This window comes from Streptomyces vulcanius (genome assembly GCF_042653945.1).
GTDB classification, from domain to species: Bacteria; Actinomycetota; Actinomycetes; order Streptomycetales; family Streptomycetaceae; genus Streptomyces; species Streptomyces mangrovi.
The window spans coordinates 67,612-91,807 of the sequence record NZ_JBHSFK010000035.1 but is presented as its reverse complement, the minus strand read 5'-3'; the positions used below and the strand labels follow the sequence as shown (position 1 = coordinate 91,807).

Here is a 24,196-nt window from a genome sequence, read left to right as displayed (position 1 = left end):
CGGGGCCGCCGCCGCACCGGCGGACGGCACGAGTGACGACCAGTCGAAGGAGGCAGTGGCATGACGTGGCACGTGGCGGAAGACGATCTGCGCGCGTACGCCCACGGCGAGTTGGCGCCGCCCCTGCTGTGGTCGGCCGACACCCACCTCACCGCGTGCGCGCAGTGCCGGGCCAGGCTCACGGTCGCCGACCCGGTGGCGCTGGACGCCGGCTGGGAGCGGCTGGACGCCGAGCTGGACGCACCGCGGCCGACCGTCGTCGAGCGGCTGCTGATCCGGCTCGGCGTGGGCGACCACACCGCGCGGCTGCTCACGGCGACGCCGGTACTGCGCCGCTCCTGGCTGCTGTCGGTGCTGTTCCTGCTGGTCATGACGGTGCTGGCGGTGCGGATGGCGGACCGGCCCGCGCTGTTCCTCGCACTCGCCCCGCTGCTTCCGCTCGCCGGAGTGGCCCTGTCCTACGGCCCGACGCTCGATCCCACCTATGAGATGGCGGTCGTCGCCCCGCTGCACGGCTTCCGGCTGCTGATGATCCGTACCGTCGCGGTGCTCACCGCGGGCCTGGCGCTCAACGGCCTGGCAAGCCTGGCTCTCCCGGGATACGGCCTGATGGCCCTGGCCTGGCTGATGCCGGCACTCGCCCTCACCACGACCGCCCTGGCGCTCTCCGCCCGGCTGGGTCCGGCCCTCGCCCCCGCCCTGGTCGGAGGCGGCTGGCTGACCCTGCTGGTGGTGGCCCAGACACAGACCCAGGCGCATCCCGCGTTCTCCCCCTTCACCCCGGCCGGCCAGGCCACCGCGGCAGCGGTCGCGGCCCTCGCCGCCCTGCTCCTCTACCGCTCCCGCGACCGCTTCGACACCCGCCCGCTGGGCGGCTTCGCGGGCGGAGGACCAGCATGAGACACCCCTCGGCCCTACCACCGCCGCTACCACCGCCGGCTCTCCCGCTGGTCCTACGGCCGCTCCTATCTCCGGCTCTCCCGCTGGTCCTACCGCCGCTCCTATCTCCGGTCCTCCCGCCGGCTCTCCCGCCGGTCCTACCTCCGGCTCTACCCCTGGTCGCGCAGCGCCACTGGAGACCCCCGGCTCAACCGGCGCCCCCGGCCTCACCCGCACCCCTGGCTCCACCCGGGCCCCTGGCTCCACCCGGGCCCCTGGCTCCACCCGGGCCCCTGGCTCCACCCGAGCCCCCTCCCCCCGCCTTCCTCCCCTCCGCCCACCGGACTCCCTGGAGCCCCGCATGACCACCGAATTCCTCGCCGGTCCGGCCACTGTGACGGCAACCGATCTCGCCCTGCGCTACGGCGGCACCCAGGCGCTCGACGGTGTCTCGCTGCGGCTGACGCGTGGCGTCACCGGGCTCCTGGGGCCGAACGGCGCCGGAAAGACCACCCTGTTGCGGGTGCTGGCCACGGCCGTGCCGGCCGACGGCGGCGAGTTCACGGCCCTGGGGCACGACCCCGGCACCGCCTCCGGCCGCCTCGCCCTGCGCCGCACGCTCGGCTACCTGCCCCAGACGCCCGGCTTCCACCCGAACTTCACGGCCTTCGAGTTCGTCGACTACGTGGCGATCCTCAAGGAGCTGTCCGACCGCACCGCCCGCCACCAGGAGGTGCGGCGCGTGCTGGAGGCCGTCGACCTCTCGGACGTGCGCGGCAAGCGCCTCAAGCGGCTCTCCGGCGGTATGCGCCAGCGCGTCGCCCTGGCCGCCGCGCTGGTCGGCGACCCCGGTTTCCTCGTCCTGGACGAGCCGACGGTCGGTCTCGACCCCGAACAGCGCATGAGGTTCAGGGAGTTGATCGCCGAGGCGGGCGAGGGCCGGACGGTCCTGCTGTCCACGCACCAGACGGAGGACGTGGCGATGCTCTGCCACCGTGTCGTCGTCCTGTCCCACGGCCGCGTCCGCTTCGAGGGCACGCCCGCCGACCTGACCGCCCGCGCGGACGGCCGGGTCTGGAGCAGCGCGGAACGCGACCCGGGCGCCCTGGCCGGCTGGCGCACCGGAACAGGTACCTATCGCAACATCGGTGACCCGCCCCCGGGCGCCGAACTCCTGGACCCCACGCTGGAAGACGGCTACCTGCTCACCCTGGACGGCGAGAGCGCGGAGGTCTCCGCATGACCGGCAACGCGGCCCTGACGACGCCCGAGTCCACGGCCCCCCAGTCCCCGCCCGAGGAACCCTCCGTCACCGTCTCCGGCTCGCCGGGCGAGACCCGCCGCCGTGCCGGGGCCCTTCTCGCCCTCGCCCGCTTCGAGACCCGTGAGCTGCTGTTCCAGGTCCAGATCCTGCTCTTCTTCGCCCTCGACCTCGTCTATGTCGTCCTGCAGATGACGCTCCAGGAGGGCATGGACGACTACCCGGTCCTCAACCAGGTCGACCGCGCCACCCAGCCGGAACCGCTGCTGTTCGCCATAGCGGTCCTCGTCTGCGTCAACGCGGCCGTGCTGCGCTCGCGCAAGCACGGCACGACGCAGCAGTTCGACGTCCTGGCCATGGAGCCCTGGCGGCGCACGGTCGCCCATGTGCTCTCCGTCGTCCCGTACGCGGCCCTCACCGCGCTGTTGGTCGCGGCCGAGTACCTCTGGGAGGCGCTGAAGCCCGGCGCGATCGGCCATGGCTCGCTCGGTGAACTGGCCATCGCCCCCCTGACGATCATGCTGGCCGGGATCGCCGGTGTGCTGCTGGCCCGGCTGGTGCCCTCGGGATTCGCCCCCCTCGTGTTCGTCATCGCCTTCTACATGGCGATGGTCGTCGCCTCCGACGCCGCAGCGGAGGGCAAGTGGTGGGGCTGGCTCTCCCCGCTCGTCTTCCCGGCCTACTTCCCGGGCGACCCGGTCCCCGCCGATCTGCTCGGCCGCCCCGCCGGCTGGCACGCCGTGTATCTGCTGGGCCTGTGCGCCGTGCTGGCCTGCGTCGCGCTGCTGCGTTCCGGCGGTCGTACCCGGGCCGTGAAGGTGGTGACCGCCGTCGCCCTCGCGACCACCGCGGCCGGTGTCGTCGGACAGCTGCCGCACGACAAGGCGGCCCTGGAGGCGGCGCGCAGGGCGGCGTCCGAGACCCCGGAGAAGGTCCAGTCCTGCACCGAGTACGACGGTTCGAAGTACTGCTCCTTCCCCGAGTGGAGCGGCGTACGGGACGACTGGTCGGCAGTCGTCGACCGCGTCCAGTCCCTGGCGGGCGGCAAGGCCGCGACCACCGCACTGACGGTCCGCCAGCGCATCGACACCAGCGGCGGCGTGGAGGCCGACACCTACATCGAGCCCGCGACCACCCCCGGCCAGGTCACCGTCGGCACCCGTTGGGGAGGCAACCGCGTTCCCGAGTTCGCGGTCGGCGTCGCCACGGTCCTGGTGACGGGTACGGAGAAGTCGGTGCTCCAGGACATGTGCGACGCCCGCATGGTGACCATCATGTGGCTGGTCCTGGGCAACGATCCGTCGCCGGCGAAGACGTTCCAGAACGTCCGGCTCGACGACAGCACCGAGGGCTCCGGGCTACTCCTCACCCCGACGGACGGCATCGGTATGACGGCCAATCAGAGCACGGTCGTCAACGAACTCCTCGAGCGCCCGCACGCCGAGGTGGCCGCCCGGGTCAAGGAGCACTGGACGGAACTGACCTCCGCCGCCACGACGACGGCCCAGGCCGCGCGGCTGCTGGGCGTCGAGCAACCGAAGGAGGCAGAGAAGTGCGGCGAGTAAAAGCAGAGGCAGCAGCAGGAGCAGAAACAGACACCCGCGAGGCTGCGGGGCGGGACGATCTTGGCACCCTGCTCCGGTCCCTCGTGCGACCGGTGTGGCGCACGCTGCCCCGGCGGGCGTTGGCCACGGCCGGAGTGCTGGGCCTGCTGCTCGCGGGCAGCACCCGGCTGCCGGACCAGGCCCCCGACGAGGAGCTGGGCCTGCTGGTCCTGCGTGTCATCGCCCTCGTCGGCGCGCTGGGCCTGGCCTTCCTCCTGGACGACCCCGCCCGTAACACCAGTGCGGCGGCCCCGGTCGGCCGTGTGCTCCGCACCGCCCTGCGGCTGGGCCTCGCGGCCCCGCTGGCCGCAGTGTGGTGGACGACGGCCGTCCTCCTCATACCGTCCGCGGCGCGCCCGCACGCGGCCTTGGTCACGCTGGAGGCGGCGGCGACCGCCGTCGGCGCGCTCGCCCTCGCCACGACCGCCGTCCGCTTCACGGACTTCGCGGAGGTGGGCAGGAACACGGCGATCCGGCTGGGCTCGGTGGCCGCGGTGATGTTCCTGGTCCCGAGCCGCTGGGGCCTGCTGACCACCCCGGAAGACCGCTGGTGGGAGGCGACGCACCTCCGATGGGCGGTACTGCTCCTGCTGACCCTGGCGATATGCACGGCGTGGACCCCGGAGCCCTTGAAACGCCGCAGACATGGCCGCCCGACCGGCGCCTGACACCCGGTCACCGGCCCACCTGCCTCACGTCTCCGTGCGGTACATCAGGTCCGTCTCGTAGGTGACGAAGCCCAGCCGCTCGTACACCGACACCGCCGCCTTGTTGTCGGCGTCGACGTACAGCATCGCCGTCGGCAGCCCCTGCCCCGCGAGATGTTGGAGGCCGATCGTGGTGAGGGACTTGCCGAGTCCGCCGCCCTGTGCGCCGGGGGCGACGCCGAGGACGTACACCTCGCCGAGCTGTTCCTCGGCGTGGACCTTGGTCCAGTGGAAGCCGATGAGCCGGTCCTCGCGGAAGGCGAGGAAGAAGCCGGCGGGGTCGAACCAGGGCTGGGCCTTGCGGTCGTCGAGGTCGCGCTGGGTGAGGGAGCCCTGTTCGGGGTGATGGGCGAAGGCGGCGGAGTTGACGGCGAGCCAGGCGGAGTCGTCCCGGCCGGGGACGAAGGGGCGGACGTGGACACCGTCGGGCAGTGCCGGGGCGGGCAGGTCGAGGCCTGCCAACTGCCGCCGCATCTGGCGCAGTTCGCGGAACAGGGTGAGTCCGAGGACCTGGGCGAGGTGGCGGGCGGCGGAGTGGCCGCCGTGGGCCCACACCCGCAGCCGCTTGCCGGAGGCGGCGAGGAGGGCGGCGCCGAGGGCGCGGCCGTGGCCGTGGCCGCGGTCCGAGGGGTGGACGACCAGCTCGGCGGCGGGCGCCTCGACGGGGTCGGTGTCCTCCAGCTGGGCATAGCCGACGAGTTCGTCGCCGACGGTGAGGACGAGGTGGGAGACGCCCTCGCGGGCGCCGCCGCGGAGCTGGAGCCGGCCCTGTTCGGACACCGCCTGCTGGCCGTCCGTGCGGGCGGCCTCCGCGAGCAAGTCCAGGACGGCCTCGGTCTGTTCGGGGGTGAGCGAGGAGAGGGTCTCGATGGAGCGGGGGCCGCGGGTCCCTGCGGTGTCGTCGCTGGTCATGGGTACGAGGGTAAGGGGAGGGACGCACAAAGGTGCGGCAAAGCAGAGGGCAAAGGGAAACCAGGATGTAACCAAGAACCCCCTGTCGTGCTACGCGCGTTGACTCTAGGCTGCGCCGGACGGGGCCACCTACCTCAGCCATTCACAGGGGGGCGCATGCCAGCCACAACCCAGCCGAACCCGGGCCACAGACGCCGTACGTACCGTCTGGTCGCGGCCGCTGCCACGCTCGCCACCGCGGGTGCCCTCGCCGCCGCGATCCCGGCGGACGCGCACAGCAGCCACGACAAGCACGGCAAGCCGCTGCCGAGCCGTTACCAGGACGTGCAGCTGCTGTCGTTCAACGACCTGCACGGCAACCTGGAGCCCCCGTCCGGGTCGTCCGGCCGGGTGACCGAGCTGCAGGCGGACGGTACGACGAAGACGATCGACGCGGGCGGCGTGGAGTACCTGGCGACCCATCTGCGTGAGGCGCGCAAGGGCAACAAGTACTCGGTCACGGCGGCCGGCGGCGACATGGTCGGCGCGTCCCCGCTGATCTCGGGTCTGTTCCACGACGAGCCGACCATCGAGGCGCTGAACAAGCTGGACCTGGACGTCACCTCGGTCGGCAACCACGAGTTCGACGAGGGCGCCAAGGAACTGGCCCGGCTCCAGAAGGGCGGCTGCCACCCCACGGACGGCTGCTACACGAACAAGAAGTTCAAGGGTGCCGACTTCCCCTACCTGGCGGCGAACGTCCTGGACGAGAAGACGAAGAAGCCGATCCTCAAGCCGTACTTCGTCTGGAAGAAGAAGGACGTCAAGATCGGCTTCATCGGTGTGACGCTGGAGGACACCCCGGGTGTGGTGTCCGCGGAGGGCGTCAAGGGCCTGAAGTTCAAGGACGAGGTCGAGACGATCAACAAGTACGCCAAGGAGCTGCAGAAGCAGGGCGTGAAGTCGATCGTCGCGCTGATCCACGAGGGCGGGCTGCCGGCCTCGGGCTCGTACAACTACAACTGCGACTCCCCGAGCGCGGGCGCCGGTATCTCCGGCCCGATCGTGGACATCGCGAAGAACGTCACGCCGTCGGTGGACGCGCTGGTCACCGGTCACACGCACGCCGCGTACGCGTGCACGATCCCCGACCCGTCGGGCAAGCCGCGCACGGTCACCTCGGCCGCGTCCTTCGGCCGGCTGTACACGGACACCACGCTGACGTACGACCGCTACACCGGTGACATCGCGCGTACGGCGGTGAAGACGGCGAACCACGTGGTCACCCGGACCGTCGCCAAGGCGCCTGACATGACCGAGCTGATCGGCAAGTGGAACACCCTGGCGGCCCCGATCGGCAACCGCGCGATCGGCTACATTTCCGCCGACGTCGCGAACACCGGCACCGAGTCCCCGATGGGCGACCTGATCGCGGACGCGCAGTTCTGGTACGGCAAGGAACTCGACGCCGAGACCGACCTCGCGCTGATGAACCCGGGCGGTGTGCGGGCCGGCCTGACCTACGCGGCCAAGGGCAGCGAGGGCGACGGCGTGGTGACGTATGCCGAGGGCTTCACCGTGCAGCCGTTCTCCAACACCGTGAACCTCCAGGACTTCACCGGCGCCCAGCTGATCCAGGTCCTCAAGGAGCAGGTCAGCGGGACGAACGCGAGCGCGCCGAAGATCCTCCAGCCGTCCGGGAACCTGGCCTACACGCTGGACCTGACGAAGACCGGCGCGGACCGCGTGGTCACCGACTCCATCAGGCTGAACGGCGCGGCGATCGACCCGGCCGCCACCTACCGCGTCGCGACGAACAGCTTCCTCGCGGGCGGCGGCGACGGGTTCACCACGCTCGGCCAGGGCACGGGTGACCTGGTCGGCGCCGACGACCTCAGCGCCCTGGAGCAGTACCTGACGGCCAACTCCTCGGCCGGCACCCCGATCGTCCCGCCGGTGGCGAACCGGATCACGATCGTGCAGTAGCGGCAGCCCTTTCCGCAGCACAGCCCAGAGGCGGCCACGTCACCGACGTGGCCGCCTCTTCGTACTAGAACCTCGGTCAAGAAGGCCCACAAGGCTGCCCCGAAGCCGGCTCTCCCGGACGCCGAGGCCGATCACTACGCCTGCGTGAGCACGACGCGCCGTCGGCGACGCGTTCGTCCTGCGAGGCCCGCGCTCGTCCTCGACGAACCGGCCACCGGCCTCGACCCGGTGGCGGCCCGTCAGATCGTGCGGCCCCCGCGGCGTCTGATGTCCGGCCGTACGACGATCGTGATTACCCATGACCTCAGGCTGGCCCCCGACGCCGACCGCGTCCTGGTGATCGACGAGGGCCTCAGCCCGCCCGCAGCATGTAACCCAGCCCCCGCACCGTCTGGATCAGCCGGGGTTCGCCGTAGTGCTCCAGTTTGCGGCGGAGGTACATGACGTAGACGTCGAGGGTGTTGGAGGTGGGTTCGAAGTCGAAGCCCCAGACGTCGTGGAGGATCTGGGAGCGGCTGAGGACCTTGGCGGGGTGGCGCAGCAGGTACTCGAGGAGCGTGTACTCGGTGCGCGTGAGGTCGAGGGGACGCAGGGCCCGGGTGACGGTCCGGGAGGTCAGGTCCATGGTGACGTCGTGGAAGGTGAGGTGCTCGGCGGCGGTCCGCCCCTGCGGGCTCGGCATACGGCGGGCGGCCCGGCGCAGCAGGGCCCGGACCCGGGCGAGCAGCTCCTCCACGGCGAACGGCTTGGCGAGATAGTCGTCCGCGCCGTTGTCGAGGGCGACGATCCGGTCTCCGACGGCGGCCCGGCCGGTGATCATCAGGATCGGGACGGTACAGCCGGAGGCCCGGATGCGGCGGGTCGCGGCCAGGCCGTCCAGACCGGGCATGGTGACGTCCATCAGGACCAGGTCGGGGGCGCCGCCGGGTGCGCCGAGGAGATCCAGGGCGAGGCGGCCGTCGTCGGCGAGGAGGGTCTCGTAGCCCTCGAAGCGCAGCAGTCTGCCGAGACCCTCCCGGATGTCCTCGTCGTCGTCGGCGAGCAGAATCCGCCCCGCCGTCACCGTCTCCTTCACACTTCCGTTCACCATTCCCTCACGGTGGGGCGGAGGGCTGTGGCGGAGCTGGCAGCGGGGTGTGGCTGGGCTGGGATCAGCCGGCCGACGGGGTCCAGTCGCCCAGCCAGTCCGAAACCTCCTGGTCCGCGGCCTGGGCGGCGGTCAGCTGAGGCCGGTCGGAGCTCGCGGTGCCCGCTCCGGCGCCCGTGTTCCGGTATTCGCCGAAACGGTCGTCCTTCCATGAGAAACCGCCCATGTCCGACCATGGAGTGGTCTTGACCGCCGCGCTGAGGGTGGTGTCGCGGACGGTGGTCTGCGGGTCGACGGTCGTGTCGCCGCCGGGGTGCCAGTTGCGGCCGAGGAAGAAGGACGCCGCGGACACGTCACCGCCGATGGAGGAGCGGCTGATGAGGATGCCCTTGCGCCCGGCGGGCGTGCTGGGCGCGGTCACGTAACCCGCCGAGGTCCCGTTCCAGCGCTTCTTCAGCGTGATGACGGACTTGTCGACGACGACCGTCGCCCGCCCGAAGACGAAGTCGACGTTGCCGGTGACGTAGGAGTTGCTGATGTAGACCCGCCCCTCCTTCTCCTTGGCGGCGGTCTCCAGCTCCAGGGTGTCCTGGTCGCCGTTGACGATGACCCCGTCGAGGACGATCCGGTCGGCCTGCGTCAGCAGCGCCACCGCCTGGTTGGCGATGTCCTGGTGTGCCGCCTCGTCGAAGTCGTTGGTGACGGTGAGATTGCGGACCTGGGAGTCGTCCGACTGCACGGAGAGGGTCGCGCTGCCCGGGGTGCCGTACGTCCCCGACCCGTCGGGCTTGGTCATGCCGGCCGCGTTCCCGTACACGATCGTGGTGTCCTTACGGCTCCCCCCGGACCCCTGGATCGTGACGTGCGGCTTGTTGGCCGGGACCTTCACGACCTCCCGGTAGGTCCCCGGCTTCACGGAGATGACCACCCGGGAGGCGTTGTTCGCGGGTACGGCGTCCACGGCGGCCTGGACGGTCCTGTACTGGCCGGAACCGTCCTGGGCGACCGTCAGCGTGGTGGCCGCGGCTTTGACGGCGGCGGCGGTACCGAGGGAACTGCGGGGCCCCGCGCCCGACTTGAGGAGTGTGGGGACGTCGGCCGCCTTGTCGAGGGTGTAGGGGTAGTACGTCTTGGGATCCCAGGCGGCGCCCGTCCCCCCGCTCTCGTTCTTGCCGGTGGTCCCCGAGAAGACGTTCCCGCGCTGGACGACGGTGGCGGTGGCGTCCCTGACGACGGGGTTGGTGAGGCCCTGGAAGTAGGAGTTCTCCAGCAGCATGTTGGTCCCGCCGCGCGAGTAGTTCCCGTACGACGACGTGATGTCGGTGCCCGCGACGTCCTCGAGGAAGTTGTTGTAGAGGTGCGCGTGGGCGACGTTGTCCGTGGAGGGGTTGCGCTGCTCGGTCTCGCGGATCCAGTTGTGGTGGATGGTGATGTCGGCGGTGACGTTGTCGGTCCAGCCGATGCCGAAGGCCTTGTTCTCCTGGCTGAGCTTGTTCCAGGAGACGGTCAGATAGCTGGTGTCCTTGCGGCTGTCGATGAGGCCGTCGGCCATGTGCCGGATGTCGTTGTGGTCGATCCACACGTGATGCGCGCCATCCATCTGGATGCCGTCGTAGTCGTGCTCCTTGTCGTTCCAGACGCCCTGGTACGCGTCCCGGATGGTGAGGTTCCGGATGATCACGTTGTGGACGCCCTGGCCGAGGAAGAACCCGCCGCCGACGATCTGCCCGGAGGTCCCGGAGCCGATGATCGTCTTGTCGGACTGGACCTTGATCTCCTTCCCCACCGGGTTCATGGTGATCGTCGCCGCGACGACGATGACGTACGGCTCGGCCGCGGTCGCGTACTTCTCGAGGTCGGCGAGGGTCTTGACGGTGACCGTCTGTCCGTCCCGGCCGCCGTAGGTCCCGTTCTGCCCGAGCGCGTTGACGGAGGCGAAGCCGTCGGCGGTGGCGGTGGCCCAGGCGGGGGCGGCGGCCGACGCCGCCTGTTGTGCGCCGACGCCGAAGACGCCGCCGTAGGCGAGGACGCCGGCACCCGTGAGGGCGAGCGGGACGCCGACCGCGATCGACGTGCGGCGCCTGCGGCGGTGGGGGGTCTGCGTGGTCAACGGGGACTCCGATCCGGTCAGTTGTGGGCTGAGGGTGATCGGTAGTCGTTGCCGGGGGCGGGAAGGTTGCCACGATCGGGTGAAGCGGTCCGGAAGGGCCGGGTGTGTTGCGCTGTAGTGTGGCTATGGTGGGTCCATGGCAGACCACACGACCATTCAGGTGTCCCGGGCGGCTCGCGACCATCTCGCCCAGGTGGCCAAGGACCGGGGGATGACCCTGGGGCAACTGGTGGAGGAACTGGCGGCACAGCAGCTCACGGCCGAGCAGACGGCCGAGCGGCTGGCGGCCGACCGACAGGTCGCCAGGGACGTGATCGGCGTCGACATCAGCGACGAGGAGTTCGAGCGGGCGCCCGATGTGCTCGGCAACATCTACCGCATCGCCGCCGAGAAGGTGCGTGCGGCGCGGGGGGCCGCCACGTGATCATCCTGGACACCGGTGCCACCCGTGCCCTCGCCGAGGGACACAAGACGCTCAACCTGCTCGCCGGAAACATGGCCCGCACTCCGGGCGACCTCCTGCGGATTCCCGCGCTCTGCCTCATGCGGGCGGAGTCGGAGGACGCGGGGGCTTCGGGCCGGGTGCTCTCGTACTCCTCGGTCGTCGTCGACCTCCTGGACACCGTCTCCTCGGCGACCGTCGGCACCATGATCCGGGACGGCTACGGCGGCGCGGACACCTGCCACGCCCTGTACTGCGCGCTGCCACGCGCCGAGTTCACGGGCATGTCGATCCTGCTGACGACTCGCGAAGCCGACTACCCGCCGGGGGTCGTCACCGTCGACATCGACTCCCCCGGAATGCTCGGCTTCCACTGAAGGTCGCCGTCGCACGCTGCCACGCCCCGCCGAACTCAGAGCGTGCGAGGTGTCCGATGCTCACCATTCGCTACCCCAGGGATTCCACCGCTCTGGTGAGCGCGAAGCGCACCGCGCGTTCGCCCGCCTTGGCGTCGGCGAGCAGGGAGAGCCTGCTGTGGTCGCTGTCGGTGCTGAGGTAGCAGGGTTTGCCATCGGAGGTGGTCCAGGGCAGCAGGCGGAGCTAGTACGAGCAGTAGCCATTCGGTGAAGCCGGCGCTACGTTCGCGCATGTCGGCGCTCCTTCGAAGCGTCGGCCACGCCCCCGGGCCGAGCAGCATCGGTCGCGGGGGTTCGTCGTGGCACAGGGCGTGACGAGCGGTGATTACCGTTCGTGCCTAGATCGTCACAGCTTCGCCGCACCCTGCGGAAGAGGCTCGGTGTTGCATGGAGGATCTGGACGGGTACTACGGGGCCGGTGACCTGCTGGTTCGGCATTGGCATGCGGCGCGGTTGGACGCGTTCAGGGATCAGTACAAGGAGTACATGAAGCGGGAGGCGACGGCTCGGATCATGCGGCTGTTTACACCGGCGGTGCCAGGCCTGCTGCAAAACAGAGGGCTTCACGCGGGAGGTGTTGTCCGGGGCCCAGACAACGGCCGACGGTGAGGACTGGGTCGAGGAACAGGTGGCGGCGCGGCTCGGTCGACAGCACCTGCTACGACAGAAGCCGGAGCCCAACGTTCGGATCGTCATGGACGAGGTCGCGCTCCGACGCCCTGCCGCCAGCGCCAGGACCTGGCAGGATCAGCTGCTTCACCTTGAGGCTGCCGCGAAGTGGCCCAACGTGGTGCTTCAAGTGCTGCCCTTCTCCGCAGGCGTTCACCATCACATGACGGGATCGTTGACGCTGCTCTGGCAGAAGGATGGAAGCGCTGTTGCCTACAAGGAAGGCAACGAGTGCAGTCGGCTGGAGGAGGATCCGGACGAGGTTCTTCGGCACCGACTGTCCTGCGATCGGCTTCGCGACCTGGCGTTGTCCCCGTCGGACTCGCTGAAGTTCATCAGGGCCGTCCTGAAGGAGCAAAGACACCATGACGCACACCCCTGATCTCACCGTCGCTGTGTGGCGCAAGTCGAGTTACAGCGGAGGGGGAGCCAACGACTGCGTATCGTCGTAGAGACGGCGCGTCGAAGGAGGGCATCGGTCATGACGGCTCACGCTGCGGAATCGGATCCGGCCGTTCCTCCCATGCCGGAGCGGCCCCGAAGGCGCTGCGCGAGGCCATCGCTGCGGATACTCCCAAGCTACTGCCCGACTTCGACAAGCACTGGAAGTGGGCGATTGCCGACGCCTACAACGTAGGCCCCGTGCCCGCGTTCATGGCCTTCTGGTGGGGCGAGTACGCCCTCGCCCAGGACCCTGAGCTGGACGCACACGTGCACGGTCTCGAACTCCGGGCCGCAGAGTCCACCGACATCGCCGAAGCGAAGGCCCTTCTCGAAGAGGCGGCGAAGATTCGCCACCGAGTGCAAGAACTGGAGCCCGGCGAGTGACCGAAGGGTTCATGGGGCCGCCTTGGCAGATGGACTGGCGGCTCGATGCTCTCGCCGTCCTCGAAGCGCTGCCCGCGCATGTGCGGGAAATGGTCTATGCCGCGCGCGCCGAGCTGGTCACGGCGAAAGATCCGTACCGCCACTTCTTTGACGAGGGCCAGGGTTGGCTGAAGTACACCTTCGTACCCCGCATCGAAGACCCCCAGATCATCGTGGAACAGGTTTTCTGGCAGGGAGCCGATCCCGTCACGGAGTCTCCGGCGGAGGCGTAGGCGCGCCTGGCAACCGGACGGTCGCCACCGTGCCGCCCCCCTGTGCCCGGGTCAGGGTGACCTCGCCGCCCGCCTGCTGGACCGTGCGGGCGACGATGGAGAGGCCCAGGCCCGAGCCCGGGAGGGCCCTCGCGCTCGGGGAGCGCCAGAAGCGGTCGAAGACGTGGGGGAGTTCGTCCTCGGGGATGCCGGGGCCGTGGTCGCGGACGGTCAGCGTGCCGTGCGTCAGCTGGACGTCGATCGTGCCGCCCTCGGGGCTGAACTTCACCGCGTTGTCCAGGATGTTGACCACCGCGCGCTCCAGCGCGGCCGGCTCCGCCCGGGTGAACCAGGGGTCGACGTGGGCGTTGATGGTCAGCTCCGGGCCGCGGAGCCGCGCTCGGCGGAGGGCCGACTCCACCGTGTCCTCCAGCGACACCACCTGGACGCGTTCGCCGCGCTGGCCCTCCGAGCGGGACAGCTCCTGGAGGTCGCCGATGAGCGACGCCAGCTCCGTCATCTGCGCCTTCACCGAGGCGAGCAGTGCCTTGCGGTCGGCGGCGGGGATGGGACGGCCGGTTTCCTCGCTGCGGGTGAGGAGCTCGATGTTGGTCCGGAGGGAGGTGAGGGGGGTACGGAGTTCGTGACCGGCGTCCGCGATGAGTTGTTGTTGCAGCTCACGGGAGTTGGCCAGGGACCCGGTCATCGAGTTGAAGGAGCGGGAGAGCCGCGCGATCTCGTCCTCGGCGTCGTCCTCCACGGGGATGCGGATGCTCAGGTCGTCCGTACGGGCCACCTGCTCGACGGCTTCGGTGAGCTTGTCGACGGGGCGCAGACCCGCACGGGCCACGGCGAGGCCTGCGGCTCCGGCGCCCAGGACTCCTACGCCGGAGACGAGGAGCAGGATGAGAGCGAGTTCGTTGAGGGTGGCATGGGTTCCCTTGAGCGATGTCGCGAGGACAAGAGCCGCCGGCCCGTTGGTCGTGCTGAGGGGGGCCGTCGCCACACGGACGGCTTCGCCGGTCTCGGTCGTGCCGTCGTGGAAGACCGCCTCTTTGCCGTTCTTGATCACCTGCTTGTCGGTGGCCGAGACCTTGACCTTGCCCACGGAGAACGGGCTGACGCAGACCGTCCCGTCCTCCGTGATCACCTGGAAGTAGGTGTTGCCCGGGGGGAAGCCGCGGTTGGTGTTCGCCGTGTCCTGGTAGCAGTTGGTGAGGACACTCTCGATCTGGTCCTCGAGCCTCGGCTGCGCCAGGGCTTCCTTCAGGTCGTTGTTGACCTGCTCGTACAGCTTCCCCTGCACGATGAACCAGCACGTCACCGATACCGCCGCCACCGCGAAGGCCACGGCGGCAGCCACCAGCATCGACAGGCGGGCCCGGATCGGGAGGGTTCGGAAGCGGCGTACGAGTCTGTTCACTCCGCGCCGCCCTGTCGCAGCACGTACCCCACACCCCGCACGGTGTGCACGAGGCGCGGTTCGCCGGCCGCCTCCGTCTTGCGGCGGAGGTACATCACGTACACGTCGAGGGAGTTCGAGGAGGGCTCGAAGTCGAAGCCCCAGACCGCCTTGAGGATCTGCTCACGGGTGAGGACCTGGCGGGGGTGCGCCATGAACATCTCCAGCAGGGTGAACTCCGTGCGGGTCAGTTCCACCTGGCGGCCGGCCCGGGTGACCTCGCGGGTCGCGAGGTCCATGCGCAGGTCGGCGAAGGTGAGCGCCTCGTCCTCCTCGACGGCGGCGGCACCGGCCGCCGCCGCGTAGGAGCTGCGCCGCAGCAGGGCCCGTACGCGGGCGAAGAGCTCGTCGAGTTCGAAGGGCTTGACCAGGTAGTCGTCGGCGCCCGCGTCGAGGCCGGTCACGCGGTCGCCGACCGTGTCGCGGGCCGTGAGCATGAGGATCGGGGTCGTGTCGCCGGCCCCGCGGATGCGGCGTGCGGCGGTGAGGCCGTCCATGCGGGGCATCTGGATGTCGAGGACCACCAGGTCGGGGCGGTAGGCCGTCGCCTTGTCCAGGGCGTCGGCGCCGTCGACCGCGACCTCCGTGTCGTAGCCCTCGAAGGCGAGGCTGCGCTGGAGTGCTTCGCGCACCGCCGGCTCGTCGTCGACGATCAGGATGCGCTGGGTGTCACGGTCGCCTTCGGCGGGGCTCATGGGCGTGGATTCCTCGGGTGCGGTGGGACGACGGGAGGGGACGGAGCGGGCTGAACGTCATCAGCCTCGCATGCTCACCCGGCGCCGCGTAAAGACGTGAAGAGCAGAAGAGAGGGGCGGAAGACTCAGCCGCGTATCGCCGTGAGGCGGTTCAGCGGGACCTTGCGGCGGTGCGGGTGGGCGGTGGTGGTCCGCAGGCCCATCAACTGCGGGGCGGCCACCTCCGGGGCCCGAGTGGAGGTCAGCGGCTCGTGCAGCTCGTACGCCACCGCCAGGGCCAGCGTCACGTCGGCCGCGCCGACTCCGGTCACCGTGTGGGACACCTGCTTGATCATGACGTACTCCCTGAGCTCGATGGGGAAATTCAGCTGTCGGAGCCGCCGGCCCGCAGCGTGGCCAGGTCGGACTTGACGGTGTTGATCGGGATGGCGAAGCCGAGGCCGACACTGCCGGCGTCGGTCGAGGAGTCGCTGGCGGCGGAGTACATCGCGGAGTTGATGCCGATGATGTTGCCGCTGGCGTCGATGAGCGCGCCGCCGGAGTTGCCCGGGTTGAGGGACGCGTCGGTCTGGATCGCCTTGTAGGTCGTGGTCGAGTTGCCGGTGTCGCCGTTGAACTCCTGGCCGCCGAACGAGAACGGCCAGTTGCCGTTGCCGCCGCCCTGCTGCTGTTGCTGCTGCTGGCCCTCGTCGGTCGACACGGTCACGTCACGGCTCAGGGCGGAGACGATGCCGCTGGTCACCGTGCCGGTCAGGCCCTCGGGGGAGCCGATCGCGACGACCTCGTCGCCGACCTGGACGCCTTCGGAGTCGCCGAGGGTCGCCGCCTTCAGGCCGGACGCGTTCTCCAGCTTGATCAGCGCGAGGTCCTTCTTGCTGTCGGTGCCGACGACCTGCGCGGTGTACGTCTTGCCGTCGCTCGTCGTCACCTTGACCGAGGTGGCACCCGAGATGACGTGGTTGTTGGTGACGATCTCGCCGTCGCTGGTGATGATCACGCCCGAGCCGGTGGACGTCCCGCTGCTGAGCGTGGCGTTGATCTCGACGACGCTCGGGCTGACCGCCGCCGCGATCGAGGCGACGTTCCCGGTCTTGCCGGTAGGCACCACACTGGTCGTCGTGGAGGACGAGACCACCTGGTCCTTGCCGGTCAGCTCCTGGATGCCGTACGCCGTGCCGCCGCCGATGGCCGCGGCGACGAACGCCACCGCGGCGAGCAGCGCGATCGGGCCCCGCTTGCGCTTCTTGCGGGGGGCGGGCTCGGCCGCGACCGCGGTCTCGGGACCGGCTCCGCCGCCGTGGCCGTCACCGCCACCGGGCGCCGTCTGCCACACGGCGGTCGGCTCGACCACCGGTTGCTGCGCGGTCTGCGCGGTGACCGGCTGGTATGCCGGCGGGGGCGGCCACTCCGGGTTGACGGGAGAAGAGGCCTGCTGCTGGGTGCCCTGGAAGTAGGGGTTCTCGAAGCTCTCGTACTCGCCGCTGCGGCGGATGCTCTCGGTCATGACAAGAAGCTTGTCCCTTGACCATGAGAGCTCCCTGAGTGCTCCCTGAGAACGCCGCCAGAACCTCGTTCGTCCGAAATAAAGACGGATCCGGGCTTCCCCGGGGGTCTCTCAGACAACCCTCATACGACGACTGAAACGCTCAGACACAGCCGCACGACCGCCGCGGTACCAGCGCCGAGGGGAACACCTTCAGCCGCTCGCGCCGGGACCCCGCGACCCGTACCCCGTCGTCCAGGACCAGGTCCACCGCCGCTCGGGCCATCGCCGAGCGGTCCGAGGCGATCGTGGTCAGCGGCGGATCGGCGAGGGCCGCTTCCTTGATGTCGTCGAAGCCGATGACCGCCAGTTCGCCCGGGACATCGATGCGCAGCTCGCGGGCCGCGCGCAGCAGACCGATCGCCTGGTCGTCGGTGGAGCAGAAGATCGCCGGCGGGCGCTGCGGGCCGGAGAGGAGTTCCAGAGCCACGCGATAGGCGTCGTAACGGTTGTAGGGCGCCTCGAAGAGGCGGCCCTCCGTGCTGATCCCGGCGTCGGCCATGGCCTGCCGCCAGCCCTCGACGTGGTCGGAGACGGGGTCGCCGACGGCGGGCGTCTCGGCGGTGCCGCCCATACAGGCGACGTAGGCGTAACCGTGCTCCAGGAGATGGCTCACGGCGATCCGGGCGCCGCCCAGGTCGTCGGTGACGACGGCGACGTCGTCGATCGCCTCGGGCCGCTCGTGCAGCAGGACCACCCGGGCGTCCCAGGCGTCGATCTCGGCGGCGGCGTTGTCGTTGAGCGCGTGGCTGACCAGGATCAGGCCCGAGACGCGCATGCCGAGGAAGGCGCGGAGGTAGTGCACCTCGCGCTCCCCGACGTAGTCGGAGTTGCCGACCAGAACCATCTTTCCGCGCTCGGAGGCGGCCTGCTCGACCGCGTGCGCCATCTCCCCGAAGAAGGGCTGGCGGGCGTCCGGCACGATCAGGCCTATGAGGTCCGTCCGCCGCGAGGCCATCGCCTGGGCGACCCGGTCAGGGCGGTACCCCAGCTCCTTGATCGCGGCGAGGACACGCTCGCGCGTGGCCGGGGCGACCGGCCGGGGTCCGTTGTTGATGACATAGCTGACGACGGCGGTGGAAGTCCCCGCCAGCCGTGCCACGTCGTCTCTGGTCACCTTGGCCACGCGCGGAGTCTACGCGGATGGACCCGCTCTGGGCAGGGCGTACTGTGCCTTCCCTGTGCGGAGGGCACGCCTCCCCTGAGCGGGGGCCAAGGGCCATGGACGGCTACCGGCGAGTACTACGCCTCCGCGACGGCCTCTTCGGCGCTCGCGGGGGCCGCGTTGTCCGACTCCTCCAGCTTTGCCCGCTCGGCCCTGGCCTTCGCCTCCTCGGCGGCGCGCTCCACCTTCTCGGGCGTAACGAATCGATAACCCACGTTCCGGACGGTGCCGATCAGCGACTCGTGCTCCGGGCCGAGCTTGGCGCGCAGCCGTCGTACGTGCACGTCGACCGTGCGGGTGCCGCCGAAGTAGTCGTAGCCCCAGACCTCCTGGAGGAGCTGGGCGCGGGTGAAGACCCGGCCCGGGTGCTGCGCCAGGTACTTCAGCAGCTCGAACTCCTTGAAGGTGAGGTCGAGGACCCGGCCCTTCAGCTTCGCGCTGTACGTCGCCTCGTCGACCGACAGATCGCCGTTGCGGATCTCCATCGGGGAGTCGTCGTTGACGATCTGCTGCCGGCCCATGGCGAGGCGCAGCCGGGCCTCCACCTCCGCCGGGCCCGCCGTGTCGAGCAGGACGTCGTCGATGCCCCAGTCGGCGGTGACGGCCGCGAGGCCGCCCTCCGTCACGACCAGGATGAGCGGACAGCCGGGGCCGGTGGAGCGCAGCAGCTGGCAGAGGCTGCGCACCTGTGGAAGGTCGCGGCGGCCGTCGATGAGGATGACGTCGGCACCAGGGGTGTCGACGAGGGCGGGGCCTTCCGCCGGCGCCACGCGCACGTTGTGCAGCAGCAGCCCGAGTGCCGGCAGCACCTCGGTCGACGGCTGGAGGGCATTGGTCAGAAGCAGCAGTGAACTCATACGTCTGGTTCCTCCTCGGTCCCTGCGAGGACGTGTGTGCGATGCCACACCGCGCTGCGTTCCGGGGGTCCGTACACCAGCGGTCACCTGGAGTTTCCCGCTTCGTATACAGCCCTTCCGAAAGCACAAAAGGACCCGGGGGCTTCGCTGCCCGAGTCCTCTGCCGAGCAGAATAGCCCACATGAGCAACAGTCCGGCAGGTCATGTGGTGCGTTCCACCGTAAGTCCGAACTGCGAGACGGGCAGCCGCACACCATTGCGGACGTTTCTGCCCACCGCCGACGGGATTTCCATCGATTCCGTATACGACCGGGGGTCGGTTGTATACAACACCTCCACGCCATCCACGCGTCACATCGTGTTCGTCATGGCCCATGGGTTCACCGGCGACGTGGACCGTCCGCATGTGCGCCGGGTGGCCGCCGCCTTCGCCCGGTACGGCGATGTCGTCACCTTCTCCTTCCGGGGCCACGGACGCTCCGGCGGGCGCTCGACCGTCGGCGACCGCGAGGTGCTCGACCTGGCGGCGGCGGTGGGGTGGGCACGCGAACTGCAGCCCCACGCGCGCGTGGTCACCGTCGGCTTCTCCATGGGCGGCTCGGTGGTGCTGCGGCACGCGGCCCTGCACCAGGACCACCAGCGCACGGACGCCGTCGTCTCGGTGAGCGCGCCGGCCCGCTGGTACTACCGGGGCACCCCGCCGATGCGCCGGGTGCACTGGCTGATCACCCGCCCCGAGGGCCGTCTCGTCGGCCGCTACGGCTTCCGCACCCGCATCCACGGCCGCGGCTGGGACCCGGTCCCGCTCTCCCCGGCCGAGGCGGTGCCCAGGATCGCCCCCACCCCGCTGCTGATCGTCCACGGCGACCGGGACGGCTACTTCCCCGTCGACCACCCCCGGATGCTCGCCGAGGCCGCCGGTGACCACGGCGAACTCTGGCTGGAACCCGGCATGGGCCACGCCGAGCATGCCGCCGACGACGCCCTGCTGGCCCGCATCGGGGACTGGGCGGCGTCGCGGGCGGGCTAGCCTGACCGTGTACATCACCGAGCGATGTACCTCACCGAATCGAACGAGGAAGCGGATGCCGAAGGTCACCGTGCGCTACTGGGCCGCCGCCAAGGCCGCGGCCGGGACCGCCGAGGAGCCGTACGACGCGGACACCCTCGCCGAGGCACTCGACGCCGCGCGGGCGCGACACCCCGGGGAACTCGAGCGTGTGCTGCGGCGATGCTCGTTCCTCATCGACGGTGACCCCGTGGGCACCCGCGAACATGAGACGGTACGGCTGGCCGACGGCGGCACGGTCGAGGTGCTCCCGCCGTTCGCAGGAGGGTGAGGATGACCGACCAGCAGCCGTATCAGCCGTACCAGCCGTATCAGGGCTACGACCAGCAGGGGTACGACGACCCGCAGGCGTACACCCAGCAGTGGCAGGGCCAGACCTGGGAGACCAGCGTGCAGCCCCCGGTCACGGCCCCGGACCCGGCGTACCAAGGTGAATGGCAGCAGCCCGCGTACCCACAGCAGCCGGCTCCCGCACCCGTACCCGTACCCGCCGTCGAGCCGCCCGCGCCGCAGCCGCCCGCCGGCCAGGCCGGCTACGGCCCCGCGACCGTCGCCGGGAACGCGCGCGTCACCGATGCCCAGCGGGCCCGGCTCGAGGGGCGTTCGCCGATCATCGAGCCCGGGATGCAGCCCGCCGCGCTCACCGCGCTGCTCGGTCTGCTGCTCTCCGGTACGGCGGCCGTCGGGTCGTACGCACTCCTCGTGCCGCTCGTCGTCCTGCAGGCCGTGACGGCCGCCGGCTGGTTCCGGCTGAACGGCATGTGGCCGGCCCGCCAGGGCATCGCGCTGGCCTTCCTCGGCGCGCTGGTCTCGGACACCGTCCTGCTCGTGGCCGGCCGGACGCAGGCGCCCGCCGCGATCCTCGGCTCGCTGGGCGTGTGGGTGCTGCTCTGCCTGGTCCTCCAGCTGCGCTCGCACGCCGAGCCGGACGAGCGGATGTACGGCCTGATGGCGACCGTCGCCGCGTCCGCGCTGGCGATCGTCGCCACCGGATACCTGGGCGCCGACCCGGACGCGGTGACCGTCGGAGCCGCCGCGGTCGCGGTCGCGGTCCTGGCGAGGGCGCTGCCGCTGCCCACCCCGGCCTCCGTCGTCGTCTCGCTGCTCGCCGCCGCGGGCGCCGGCATCGCGGTCGGTGAGATGACCGACGTGGGCACCGAGGGCGCGCTGCTCGGCGCGGGCGCGGCGGTGTGCGCGCTGATCGGCCACCGGGCCGCGAGCTACGACTACCCCTCCCGCTTCGTCCACTTCACGGCGGGCGTGGCCCTGCCGCTGGCGGCGGCCGCACCGGCGGTGTACATGCTGGGCCGCGCTCTGGGGTAACCGGGCCCGGGGCGCCGCGAATGTGTCACAGGTGATCGACAATTCCGGGGCGGCCCTTCCCCACGGGGCTACCGTGGGGCGGCAACCGACCGAACCCGGGGGACACCACCAATGCGCGCGCTGCGAATACTGCTCATCCTCGTCGTGGTGCTCGGCGGGCTGTTCGTCCTCGCGGACCGGCTCGCCCTGCACTTCGCCGAGGGCGAGGTCGCGGACAAGCTGAAGACGTCCGAGAACCTCGCGGCCACCCCCGACGTGTCCATCAAGGGCTTCCCGTTCCTCACCCAGGTCGTCGGGGGCTCGCTGGACGACGTCAAGGTCGGCATCAAGGACTACGAGGCGCAGACCGGCACCGGCGGCCAGACGATCCGCATCGCCGACCTGAACGCGGACATGAAGGGTGTCGAGTTCTCCGGCGACTACAGCTCCGCCACCGCCGTCAGCGCCTCCGGCTCCGCGACCATCGCGTACTCCGAGCTGCTGAAGACCGCCAAGTCCGAGCCGACGCAGGTCACGCCCGGTGTCACCGCGCGGGTCGTCGGCCTCTCCGACGGCGGCAACGGCAAGATCAAGGTCACCGTCGAGGCGACCGTCCTCGGCACCGAGCTGCCGGAGCCCCTCTCCGTGCTGAGCACCGTCACCGTCGTCGACGGCGACGTCGTCCGGGTGCACGCCGACAGCCTGCCCAGCTTCGGCGGGGTGCAGACCGCGGAGAACCAGGTGCGCTCCATCACCGACTTCGAGCAGAAGATCGACGACCTGCCCGGCGGGATCAAGCTGGACAGGGTCGAGGCGGCGAAGAACGGTGTGGAGATCTCGGTGAAGGGTTCGAACGTCAGGCTGGCCGGGTAAGGCTGATTTCGGACTTCGTCCCGGAGCGCGGGTACGGGCACGTCCGTCCGACAGGCGAGACGGCGCCGTCCACACCGTAGATGCGTGGTCGATGTGACGACGGATACACGCACCCGGAACCCCTGCGCCGCGCCCCCGACGGGGTCCTTGTCTCACAGTCCGGACGATCGCGTCTCGCCATTCGGCCAGCTGATGACACGCCCGCCTGTCCGTCCCTACGATCGACGGCATGATGCAGCGACAGGCGGATCTCACGAAGCGGCGGGCAGTCGACCTGTGCCGCGTCGCCGCCATGCTCTGTCGCACTTTCTGAAGCGGAAGCGCCGCCGGCCTTCCGCCCCTCCCGGCGCCCTCCACCAGAGGGCATCCGTGCGCCGGCCGCCGGCGAGACCCGGCCGCGCACCCCTTCCTTCTTGCACACCCCCGCCGCACCTGCCCCGGAGGAGAACGAGCATGAGCCGCAACGACGTCCTGGTCGACGCCGACTGGGTCGAGGCCAACCTCGACAGCGCCGACATCGCCATTGTCGAGGTCGACGAGGACACGTCGGCCTACGAGAAGAACCACATCCGGAACGCGATCCGGATCGACTGGACCAAGGACCTCCAGGACCCGGTCCGCCGTGACTTCATCGACCAGGAGGGCTTCGAGAAGCTCCTCTCGGCGAAGGGCATCGGCAACGACACCCTGGTCGTCCTGTACGGCGGCAACAACAACTGGTTCGCGTCCTACGCCTACTGGTACTTCAAGCTGTACGGCCACGAGAACGTCAAGCTCCTCGACGGTGGCCGCAAGAAGTGGGAACTGGACGCCCGCGAGCTGGTCGAGGAGGTGCCCGCGCGCGCCGAGACCTCCTACACGGCCAAGCCGCAGAACACCGCCATCCGCGCCTTCCGCGACGACGTCGTGGCGGCCATCGGCTCGCAGAACCTCGTCGACGTCCGCTCGCCCGACGAGTTCAGCGGCAAGCTGCTCGCGCCCGCCCACCTCCCGCAGGAGCAGTCGCAGCGCCCGGGCCACGTCCCGTCCGCCCGCAACATCCCGTGGTCCAAGAACGCCAACGACGACGGCACCTTCAAGTCGGACGACGAGCTCAAGGAGCTCTACGCCGAGGAGCAGGTCGACCTCGCCAAGGACACCATCGCCTACTGCCGTATCGGCGAGCGCTCGGCCCTGACCTGGTTCGTCCTGCACGAGCTGCTCGGTGTCGAGAACGTCAAGAACTACGACGGCTCCTGGACCGAGTACGGCAGCCTCGTCGGCGTCCCGATCGAGCTCGGCGCCAACAAGTAACCAAGTAAGCAAGCACCCGACCGACCGTTCAAGACCTCTGGAGTAGCAGCATGTGTGGAGCGAAGGCCGGTGGCCCGGACGCCTCGACGATCAAGCCCGGTGAGACGACGATCCAGGGCCAGGTGACCCGCGACGGCGAGCCGGTGGTCGGATACGTCCGTCTCCTCGACTCGACCGGTGAGTTCACCGCGGAGGTCCCGACCTCCGCCACGGGACAGTTCCGCTTCTACGCGGCCGAGGGCACCTGGACCGTCCGCGCCCTCGTCCCCGGCGCCACCGCCGACCGCACGGTCGTCGCCCAGCAGGGCGGCCTGGCGGAGGTCGCGATCGCGGTCTGACGTTGCCTGCCGGAAGGGCCGTATCCCGTGCGGGGTACGGCCCTTCCGGCTGCCCGGAGCTGTCCCTGACGGGCCCCTCGCACTGCTGCGCAGGCTTCGGGCCCCTGCGCCGGACTCCGTCCGTCGGCCTTCGGTGTGGGTCTGCGTGCCGGGTTCCCGGGCCGCCCGGACTCGCTGCCTCGGATCTACCCTGAACCTATGTACGCGCGTCGGCGGCACCTTTACTTCGCGATGATGGGCACCTGTATCGGGCTGTTCGTGCTGGCCTGGGGAGTCGTCCGTATCTGGTCGGTCCCGGTGGCCGTCGGGATGTGCCTGGTCGCCATGGTCATCCCGCCCCTGGCCGCGATGGTCGCCAACCGCCGGGGCCCCGAGGACCGCTGGTGGGACGACCCCTCCGGCGACCCTAAGTCGGACGAGTGGTGGGACGAACTGGACGGCAAGAAGCGCCGCCAGTAGGAAGGTGGG

General features: G+C 70.4%; 29 protein-coding genes. 20 read left to right on the top strand and 9 right to left on the bottom strand.

What is annotated here, in order from left to right:
* Positions 1-60 precede the first annotated feature (60 nt).
* From ACFPIH_RS40115 to ACFPIH_RS40100, 4 genes are all read left to right on the top strand, one after another.
* A complete protein-coding gene (locus tag ACFPIH_RS40115; protein ID WP_381182841.1) occupies positions 61-900 on the top strand; it encodes a cupin domain-containing protein in 840 nt (279 codons plus the stop codon).
* A gap of 340 nt (positions 901-1,240) precedes the next feature.
* Positions 1,241-2,122, top strand: a complete 882-nt coding sequence (locus ACFPIH_RS40110; protein ID WP_381182843.1) for an ABC transporter ATP-binding protein — start codon at positions 1,241-1,243, stop codon at positions 2,120-2,122.
* Positions 2,119-3,705 (top strand): ABC transporter permease, encoded by a 1,587-nt coding sequence (locus ACFPIH_RS40105; protein ID WP_381182845.1) that lies wholly within the window; start codon positions 2,119-2,121, stop codon positions 3,703-3,705. The genes ACFPIH_RS40110 and ACFPIH_RS40105 overlap by 4 nt, the downstream gene beginning before the upstream one ends.
* Positions 3,706-3,788: 83 nt before the next feature.
* The gene (locus ACFPIH_RS40100) at positions 3,789-4,412 is read left to right on the top strand and encodes an ABC transporter (RefSeq protein ID WP_385878604.1); all 624 of its coding nucleotides are present in this window, start codon (positions 3,789-3,791) and stop codon (positions 4,410-4,412) included.
* 24 nt (positions 4,413-4,436) lie between these two features.
* Here ACFPIH_RS40100 and mshD read toward each other — a convergent pair whose 3' ends face one another.
* Entirely contained in the window at positions 4,437-5,363 is a 927-nt protein-coding gene (gene mshD, locus ACFPIH_RS40095; RefSeq protein ID WP_381182849.1) for a mycothiol synthase, read from the bottom strand.
* Positions 5,364-5,519: 156 nt separating this feature from the next.
* Here mshD and ACFPIH_RS40090 point away from each other — a divergent pair, with 156 nt between their 5' ends.
* Complete coding sequence (locus ACFPIH_RS40090) at positions 5,520-7,328, top strand: bifunctional metallophosphatase/5'-nucleotidase (protein ID WP_381182851.1); 1,809 nt, start codon at positions 5,520-5,522, stop codon at positions 7,326-7,328.
* Positions 7,329-7,680: 352 nt separating this feature from the next.
* Here ACFPIH_RS40090 and ACFPIH_RS40085 read toward each other — a convergent pair whose 3' ends face one another.
* A complete protein-coding gene (locus ACFPIH_RS40085) occupies positions 7,681-8,418 on the bottom strand; it encodes a response regulator transcription factor (RefSeq protein WP_381182853.1) in 738 nt (245 codons plus the stop codon).
* Positions 8,419-8,479: 61 nt separating this feature from the next.
* Positions 8,480-10,525, bottom strand: a complete 2,046-nt coding sequence (locus tag ACFPIH_RS40080) for a pectinesterase family protein (RefSeq protein ID WP_381182855.1) — start codon at positions 10,523-10,525, stop codon at positions 8,480-8,482.
* 136 nt (positions 10,526-10,661) lie between these two features.
* On the opposite strand from ACFPIH_RS40080, the gene ACFPIH_RS40075 reads away from it, so the two are divergent.
* From ACFPIH_RS40075 to ACFPIH_RS40045, 7 genes are all read left to right on the top strand, one after another.
* Positions 10,662-10,949 (top strand): hypothetical protein, encoded by a 288-nt coding sequence (locus ACFPIH_RS40075; protein WP_381182857.1) that lies wholly within the window; start codon positions 10,662-10,664, stop codon positions 10,947-10,949.
* Entirely contained in the window at positions 10,946-11,344 is a 399-nt protein-coding gene (locus tag ACFPIH_RS40070; RefSeq protein WP_381182859.1) for a hypothetical protein, read from the top strand. The genes ACFPIH_RS40075 and ACFPIH_RS40070 overlap by 4 nt, the downstream gene beginning before the upstream one ends.
* Positions 11,345-11,400: 56 nt before the next feature.
* On the top strand, positions 11,401-11,526 hold the full coding sequence (locus ACFPIH_RS40065; protein ID WP_381182861.1) for a hypothetical protein: 126 nt from the start codon (positions 11,401-11,403) through the stop codon (positions 11,524-11,526).
* Positions 11,527-11,960: 434 nt separating this feature from the next.
* Positions 11,961-12,434: a DUF5753 domain-containing protein gene (locus ACFPIH_RS40060; protein WP_381182863.1), complete on the top strand. Its 474-nt coding sequence runs from the start codon at positions 11,961-11,963 to the stop codon at positions 12,432-12,434.
* Positions 12,418-12,504, top strand: coding sequence for a DUF397 domain-containing protein (locus ACFPIH_RS40055; protein ID WP_381183018.1), 87 nt, complete (start codon positions 12,418-12,420; stop codon positions 12,502-12,504). The genes ACFPIH_RS40060 and ACFPIH_RS40055 overlap by 17 nt, the downstream gene beginning before the upstream one ends.
* Positions 12,505-12,694: 190 nt before the next feature.
* Positions 12,695-12,880, top strand: a complete 186-nt coding sequence (locus ACFPIH_RS40050) for a hypothetical protein (protein ID WP_381182865.1) — start codon at positions 12,695-12,697, stop codon at positions 12,878-12,880.
* Positions 12,877-13,152, top strand: a complete 276-nt coding sequence (locus tag ACFPIH_RS40045) for a hypothetical protein (RefSeq protein ID WP_381182867.1) — start codon at positions 12,877-12,879, stop codon at positions 13,150-13,152. The genes ACFPIH_RS40050 and ACFPIH_RS40045 overlap by 4 nt, the downstream gene beginning before the upstream one ends.
* On the opposite strand, the gene ACFPIH_RS40040 is transcribed toward ACFPIH_RS40045, so the two are convergent.
* The 6 genes from ACFPIH_RS40040 to ACFPIH_RS40015 all read right to left on the bottom strand — a co-directional run bounded on the left by ACFPIH_RS40040 (position 13,127) and on the right by ACFPIH_RS40015 (position 18,853).
* Complete coding sequence (locus ACFPIH_RS40040) at positions 13,127-14,554, bottom strand: sensor histidine kinase (RefSeq protein WP_381182869.1); 1,428 nt, start codon at positions 14,552-14,554, stop codon at positions 13,127-13,129. The two genes, ACFPIH_RS40045 and ACFPIH_RS40040, sit on opposite strands and share 26 nt — an antisense overlap.
* On the bottom strand, positions 14,551-15,288 hold the full coding sequence (locus tag ACFPIH_RS40035) for a response regulator transcription factor (RefSeq protein ID WP_381182870.1): 738 nt from the start codon (positions 15,286-15,288) through the stop codon (positions 14,551-14,553). The genes ACFPIH_RS40040 and ACFPIH_RS40035 overlap by 4 nt, the downstream gene beginning before the upstream one ends.
* A gap of 125 nt (positions 15,289-15,413) precedes the next feature.
* Entirely contained in the window at positions 15,414-15,623 is a 210-nt protein-coding gene (locus tag ACFPIH_RS40030; RefSeq protein WP_381182872.1) for a hypothetical protein, read from the bottom strand.
* 29 nt (positions 15,624-15,652) lie between these two features.
* Positions 15,653-16,792 carry a S1C family serine protease gene (locus ACFPIH_RS40025; RefSeq protein WP_381182874.1) on the bottom strand — a complete coding sequence of 380 codons (1,140 nt, stop codon included), beginning with the start codon at positions 16,790-16,792 and terminating at the stop codon, positions 15,653-15,655.
* 142 nt (positions 16,793-16,934) lie between these two features.
* The gene (locus ACFPIH_RS40020) at positions 16,935-17,957 is read right to left on the bottom strand and encodes a LacI family DNA-binding transcriptional regulator (RefSeq protein ID WP_381182876.1); all 1,023 of its coding nucleotides are present in this window, start codon (positions 17,955-17,957) and stop codon (positions 16,935-16,937) included.
* A 116-nt stretch (positions 17,958-18,073) separates the two neighbouring features.
* The gene (locus ACFPIH_RS40015) at positions 18,074-18,853 is read right to left on the bottom strand and encodes a response regulator transcription factor (RefSeq protein WP_381182878.1); all 780 of its coding nucleotides are present in this window, start codon (positions 18,851-18,853) and stop codon (positions 18,074-18,076) included.
* A 181-nt stretch (positions 18,854-19,034) separates the two neighbouring features.
* Between ACFPIH_RS40015 and ACFPIH_RS40010 the strand changes: the two genes are divergently transcribed.
* The 8 genes from ACFPIH_RS40010 to ACFPIH_RS39975 all read left to right on the top strand — a co-directional run bounded on the left by ACFPIH_RS40010 (position 19,035) and on the right by ACFPIH_RS39975 (position 24,187).
* The gene (locus ACFPIH_RS40010; RefSeq protein WP_381182880.1) at positions 19,035-19,883 is read left to right on the top strand and encodes an alpha/beta hydrolase; all 849 of its coding nucleotides are present in this window, start codon (positions 19,035-19,037) and stop codon (positions 19,881-19,883) included.
* A 55-nt stretch (positions 19,884-19,938) separates the two neighbouring features.
* On the top strand, positions 19,939-20,193 hold the full coding sequence (locus ACFPIH_RS40005; RefSeq protein ID WP_381182882.1) for a MoaD/ThiS family protein: 255 nt from the start codon (positions 19,939-19,941) through the stop codon (positions 20,191-20,193).
* Positions 20,194-20,195: 2 nt separating this feature from the next.
* The gene (locus ACFPIH_RS40000) at positions 20,196-21,245 is read left to right on the top strand and encodes a hypothetical protein (RefSeq protein WP_381182884.1); all 1,050 of its coding nucleotides are present in this window, start codon (positions 20,196-20,198) and stop codon (positions 21,243-21,245) included.
* A 111-nt stretch (positions 21,246-21,356) separates the two neighbouring features.
* On the top strand, positions 21,357-22,097 hold the full coding sequence (locus tag ACFPIH_RS39995; RefSeq protein WP_381182886.1) for an LmeA family phospholipid-binding protein: 741 nt from the start codon (positions 21,357-21,359) through the stop codon (positions 22,095-22,097).
* A gap of 229 nt (positions 22,098-22,326) precedes the next feature.
* Entirely contained in the window at positions 22,327-22,410 is an 84-nt protein-coding gene (locus ACFPIH_RS39990; RefSeq protein WP_351766844.1) for a putative leader peptide, read from the top strand.
* Positions 22,411-22,550: 140 nt separating this feature from the next.
* Positions 22,551-23,390 carry a sulfurtransferase gene (locus tag ACFPIH_RS39985; protein ID WP_381182888.1) on the top strand — a complete coding sequence of 280 codons (840 nt, stop codon included), beginning with the start codon at positions 22,551-22,553 and terminating at the stop codon, positions 23,388-23,390.
* A gap of 50 nt (positions 23,391-23,440) precedes the next feature.
* Complete coding sequence (locus tag ACFPIH_RS39980) at positions 23,441-23,728, top strand: DUF1416 domain-containing protein (RefSeq protein ID WP_020122955.1); 288 nt, start codon at positions 23,441-23,443, stop codon at positions 23,726-23,728.
* 198 nt (positions 23,729-23,926) lie between these two features.
* Positions 23,927-24,187 (top strand): DUF3099 domain-containing protein, encoded by a 261-nt coding sequence (locus ACFPIH_RS39975; protein WP_381182890.1) that lies wholly within the window; start codon positions 23,927-23,929, stop codon positions 24,185-24,187.
* Positions 24,188-24,196: the final 9 nt, after the last annotated feature.